Annotated in this window: 1 protein-coding gene and 1 pseudogene; both read right to left on the reverse strand. The window is 35.5% G+C overall.

Going from position 1 to position 6,466, the window contains the following annotated elements; all coding sequences use genetic code 11:
* Window positions 1–5: 5 nt before the first annotated feature.
* Window positions 6–6,179: a hypothetical protein gene (locus ACGLWY_RS05295; RefSeq protein WP_396618609.1), complete on the reverse strand. Its 6,174-nt coding sequence runs from the start codon at window positions 6,177–6,179 to the stop codon at window positions 6–8.
* Between the two features lie 23 nt (window positions 6,180–6,202).
* Window positions 6,203–6,466 (reverse strand): annotated as a pseudogene (locus ACGLWY_RS05300) (cell wall anchor protein); the annotation flags it as partial.

The following is a 6,466-nucleotide window of genomic DNA, read 5'->3' on the forward strand; positions in this document are numbered from 1 at the left end:
ATATTTTATAGCTTAGATTGAAAAATTTGTGTAGCACCTGGATCGTTATGTTTATCGTGTCTTTTAAATCCAACGACATGAATTCTAACTTTTTCACTAGAAAAAACTGGATTATTGCTATACTTATTAAGTAATATAAATTCAATTATAGTATGATTATGGGATTTTCTTTTACTTTTCTTTGGTGAGTTAACACCCATTTCTAAGGTAAAATTAGCTCTTCCGGATGCATCTAGTTGAATAACAACATCTTGTGGGGCATAAATTATTTGCCCACCATTTAAAGATGCTTTCCACCCGTGAGCTCCATGTTTAATTTCAATTATTTTACCTCTAACTATATCATTGGGTTTTCCTTGTATTGTAAAACTTGTTTGTTTACGAAACCAGGAGAACTGCCCCGTTATTACTATGTCAGTTATTTTTGGCACCGCATTATCATCACAAGCATCACCAATACCGTCCCCATCATAATCTGCTTGGTCTGGATTTGGTGTATATGGGCAAACATCAACTGTATCTAACCAGCCATCACTATCAGAATCTTCAATAGGAGGAAGTTGACCAATGAGTTCAACAGGTAAATTAGCCCCAGAATCATCAGGAGTAATCAATAAACTTGAATGACCCGTATGTGCATATTTGTTTGAAACCACAATACCTCTATCGCCATCTTGATCTACAATATCTTTGTATGCAAAATGTCCTTCAGCCGTATTCCTGAAATCATAATCCTCAAAATTATCACCACCCATATAGCGGTATTTACTGTTTGATGCTACTGCTGTAGGTAATGTAAAATTATAACCGTACTGTGCAGAGGAATACCTGTTAAGCGCATCTTTATTCTCAATCTCTGCTCCAAATGGGCTATATTGCGTTACTTCACTGGCAAACGTCCAGTCTTGTGATGCATCGGTATTTAATTCCCATTGCTCACCGCTCAATGCGTAATAGGGTTTAAATTGTTTAAAGTAGCCCTCTTTTCGAATGTTATTTTTGGAAACATCCGCCCCTTCTTTCACATTGGTTCGCTCTGTCAAATAAGCATATGATTTTTCTGCACGCCATTCGCCTTTAGCATTGTATAAATAAGGATTGAATAAATATTTTTCTATAGATAATTCAGCCAATGCATCTTCATTTAAGTTTGCATTAGGAATGAATGGTAAATTGTTTTCGCACTGGCAGTTCCAAAAATCGTTATAAGCAACTGCACTGGCATTTACTATTCGTAAATTGGTAGAAGCAGAACCTTCTAAAGCTTGAGAGAAACTTGTAGTATCTATTTTTCCATCAATTAATGTCGTTAATGGGTTTTTCATCATAGTAACAGATGCCATGTTACCCATTTGTTGGTTACGATACCCAGATCGAACTATTTTGAAGTCCATATCTTCTTGTATTGATGCACCGCCTTCTCTATTAACCACACCTCCCAAACGATTCATAAGCAATACACCAGAACCGTCATTATTGAATTCTACTATCCAAAGCCGCTTACCATCTTGCGTCATAATTTCGTCCCCAAGGGTCAAATAATCATTAGCATATCCTACACCTTGTAATGTGAAGTATTCGCCGTTATATTCTAAAGTACCTTGAAGACCTAAGTTTTTAGAAGCTTGCCCCATATTATTATAAGCCCAATAAGCAGGGAAATTAAAATTGTAATAGGCGTCGTCAAACTCGTTAATGGTTTTGGTTAGGATAACCTCCCCGGTTTCGGCATCCCAAGCTTCATTGACTGTGGATACTTTTGAACCAAGATCTGTTGCTATTTTCTCTTTTAAAATAGCCGTCGTGTGAACCACTTTAGTAGTAATGACACTGTGGGCAATGTTTTCGTGCTTGTTATTTATAGGAATTGCTGTAAAAAACCATAGTAATACAAAACCATATGGAATTAAATAATAATTAGCATTAACCCCTTTAGTTTCTGACTTAGAATAAGATTCTCTAAAATCTGTAATAACATCATAATCGACACCGATTTCTTTATTACTTACTTTTCCATTTTTTTCTATAACAGGTAATACATTATTTAGAGTGTTTTGTTCTGTACTATAATGATAGTCTACTGATGAAATTGGAGTATCCATACCTTCTTGATATATTTTTTGAGCTTTTAGCTTTCCGTCCATATCGTTGGTATGTATACTATAACCTTGCGATAAAGTATATTGATTTTTGACTCGTACAGGAAGTCCAAATAAACCTTTAATAGTGTTTTGAAGTACTCTTCCTTGATTACTTACAAGACCATCACTATCAATACTTGTATAATCCACCTTGGTTGGAAAATCCTTTGTTGTATAAAATTCTGAAATCACTTTTCCTGTAGCGTGTCTTTTTATATCCGTTCTATCAATATTTTTTACCGTTACACGGCTATAGGTGACTTTTGAGTGAGGGAAAAAAGCTTTACCAAATGGTTTTTCTATATAACTGACTTCTCTAGGAGCAATTAAACGCACTCCTTTATCATAAAAGGGCTCAACAAAAGGATTTTCGGCACTGTCATTAGGTTCAAAAGTAGCTACACCACTTGAGCTGTTATCTTCTAAGGCATAACTGTAAGTTTGTCCATAGGTTTGAAAAGAGCCTCCTGTACTCATTTCGTCCCAATGGTCATTCATAACCAATTGCTTAATACGAGAACCACCACCCAATTTATTTGCTTTAGGTGTTGATAAACGAATCCATGATTTTTCGGGGATAAACTGTCTCGCACACAGTCTATTTCTTAATGCTTCATTGGGACCTAGAAAAATTTGACCAATAGCACCAATGCTAGACACTAGTTTTTTAGCAATGGTAACAACATTCTCTGTTCGATAATCTGCATTTAAACCAAATGCAACATCATTTAAATAGGTTCTAGCAAAGTATAAACCAGCTTTAGTAATAGGGTTTTTATCACTATTCCCATTGAGACCTCCTTCCATAGGTGTCCATTTCATGGGGATAGCCGCATAAACGGGTCCATTTATATTAGGTTGAAATACATTTACATTGCCATCTTTTTCAAAGTAACCGGTAACATAATCATAATCACGACTTGAAGTGTTCAAAGCCCCTTTCCTTGTCATATTCATTAAAAAGCGAAAATAAATAGGCTTATTATCTTGACCTTTTAAATATTTCGTGTTAAAATCAAAATTGGTATGAGTTTCATCTGGTAATTCCACATATAAATATTTTGCCTCTTGAACACCATTTATATTGTATAAAAACTGATTACTTTCAGGATCAGTTGGATTGATATTACCAACTTCTCCTGCTCCAACCACCTTAAACATTTGCATGGTGGGTTTATCTTGTACATATTGGTAATCGTCACTCTCATAAGTAAGGTCTATCGAGCCTCCAGATGGTAAACCAATTGAGGTCAACGACCATGACGAGGCATATACATCTTGTGTTTGTTTATTTTGTTGATCAACAAAAGGAAACTCAGAGGTGGTGATCGCTCCTTGTGTACCGCAATTAGTATCACCATCATTTGGTTTGTAGTTTCCCCAAATATCAAAGGCTTTTAAGCTGTATTTTGGATTATAAATAGGATTATCTTCATTATAACTAAAAGTATAAGGCGTATGCTTCCCCATTAAAGAAGTTCTATATGTAAAATAAACCCTCTTTAAAGTAAGTTTACCGTCCTTATTTACTTCAGCATTAGGGTTAATAGGATCAGGATCACCAGGTACAAAATTTACATTATTTGGTAAATCTTTACATAATGAATAGTCATATTCAAAATGAGCAGTTTTAATAGGAGATAATATGCTTATATTTGGATCATCCGTAGGATCATCATTTTCAAGTTCTTTTCTAAATACATTATATTCCGGTTTTGAGTACAAACGGATTTCATCTATTTGTTGTAATCTCCCTGCTCCAGCTCCCCCGTTATGATCATTAACACCAATACCATCTTCTCGATCGGATAATTTAAAAATAGCCACATGGGTTTTTGTTTCTATTTTATGGATATACTTTACCTCTTTTTTACCATAGAGATAACTCCCTTTTTGGTCAGCCCGGTTACTACGTAAACCTTCATTATAGGAAGCTTCATTAGCACCAAAAGGAATACGCCATTGGAAGGGTTCCTCTTGAGCCTTTTTATATTCAAAAAGAGTATAAGCTCCTAAATCATCGTCTGTAGGGCCATTGCCAGTTAGGTCTTCATAATCTGAAGATAATACCGCAGATAGTAAGTAGGTATGTGCATAGGCAGGCGTTTTTACATTATCATAAAAATGATCGATACCGCTTGTATTAGTGTTTTTATTTTCACCGGAATTATAATTAACAATTCCAGTTGCACAATCCCCAATAGCATTAGTGGTAAATGTGACTTCTTGTTTCTCTATATTATAGGCAGTTTCACCAAATACATAAGTAGCACCATCTGGTTTTAACACCCGCATTTCCGCTGTATGGTGCTCTTTTGCATATTTGTTAATATGATTTTGGGCATAGGTTCCTGTATAATAATCTTTTAGTTCTTTAACGGTGAGTTTTTGAATGGATTGGTTGCGAACGTCTCTTTTGGTTCTTTTAAAATCTCCCGAAAAGGATTTAAGATTACCTCTTGGTATATTACTATTAGTTAATAATTGATTGTTATTATCTACTCCATACTCTTTTACCCTAAAACGTGTATCGGCATATTTATCAAAACCTACACCACCTATTTTAAGTGCCATAGCTTTGTCACCATGTAATTGATCGGTATAAAGCGAGCGCTCCTTATCTACTTTATTCTCTCCCACATATTTAAAATATACAGGTTCGTAATCAAAATTAGAAGTACCATTCTTAGTGTTTTCATTTTCATTTTTAAAAGAGGGAGATGCTTTAGTTTGCCAGCCCCCTGTATAACTCTCAGAGGGAGCTTTAACAAAATTAGCCCCCACATGCAATCCCCAACCAGCTTCATATTCAGCACCTAAACTAAAACTTGCTCCTTCATCTTTTACATACTCGTCATAGATTTGACCTATTTGACCTCGATGTGGTCTAAACATCCCATTTATTCCTTGTCCATTTACGCTATATAAGTCATAAGTGTAATTTGTATATGGTAGTGCTAAGATATTTTCATTGATATTCCTGTCATTTTCTCTGTTATAATCCAAAACATCATTTTCGGTTGCTTGCCCAGTAAATTCATAGCCATAGGCTTTTTCTATTTTTGTTTTATCCCTTACTTTTTGAATTGTGGCCGAAGCAGATATTTCTCCCTCAATATCAAAACCACTTACAGAAGATCCAACAGAAAATGAAAATGTACTATTAAAATCCTTAAAGGCTGTGCGCTTTCTTGGGGTTAATGTAGGACCATAAAATGATATACTACCAGAAGACCTTGTTATATTAAGACCTTGGTTACTGGGATCATAACCAGTACCTGCAAAACCTCCATTCTTAAGGGACATAGAGGCACCTAAGTTGAATGAAGTTAACATTTTACTAGAGTTATAAGTTAGCCCTGCATTCAAATTACCTTCGACTGCATACATCCCATTCTTAAAACTAGCAATTCTATCTTTAACGCTAAGGTTGGGAGAGACGGTTACCCCTTCTGTTGTTGATGATTGAGCACTCATTCCTAGACTTACATAATCCCCTAAATCAAATGATAATCCATAGGATGGAGTAAAACTTATACCACTATAATTATTATATTTAATTCCCATACCTAAAGACGCTTTCACATAGTCCTCAGTTTCAATTCCAAATACTTGAGTGCCAACTTGCGCACTAATCCCCACCGTAACATTGGGTTTTAAGTTGTGTTCATAGGTCATTTCATCGCCCTTAAAATCATCAGGAATACCGCGAACTTGTCTATTGATTTGCCCCACATTTAAATTCCAGCCTAAACCGACCCAAGAGGCTTCTTGATCCATCGTCACACCAGAATCGTAAGCCAGGTTTAATGGATAACCACCCACATCCATAATGGGGATGTTGTAGTTGAAATCGCCCGTAGAGAGGTTTACCATATCGGACGTGCCAATAGGAGTAAAGGCATTAAACTCCGGTTGAGACGGCCCACTTGTTAATGCATATAAATTGGAGGGCTGTACCGTCGTAATAAGTAACTGAATAGCTAAATAACTGGCAATGATTTTTGAAAACTTACTGGTTCTAATGCTGTGAATCATAATGGTTTATTATAATTTAGTAATTACTTTTTATTTTTTATCAAGGTCTCTAACTTGATTAATCTATTCTCAAGTGTTTTGTTTTTTTCACTCTGCAAATACAACTCCTTTTGTTGTTGAAGAATATACAAAGTCAACTCCTCAATTTTTTCTAAGAGCTTCATGTTCATAATGCCCAATTCAATACCATGGGTTTCCATATCCTTTGCCGATGGAACGTTTGGTAAATGGCCATGGGTTATGATATATTCCTGTAGCTTTTGAAGTGGGGTCAAGCTGTAACCTGT

Origin of the sequence: Mariniflexile sp. HMF6888, from assembly GCF_044335535.1 — a bacterium.
In the GTDB taxonomy this organism is placed as follows: domain Bacteria; phylum Bacteroidota; class Bacteroidia; order Flavobacteriales; family Flavobacteriaceae; genus Mariniflexile.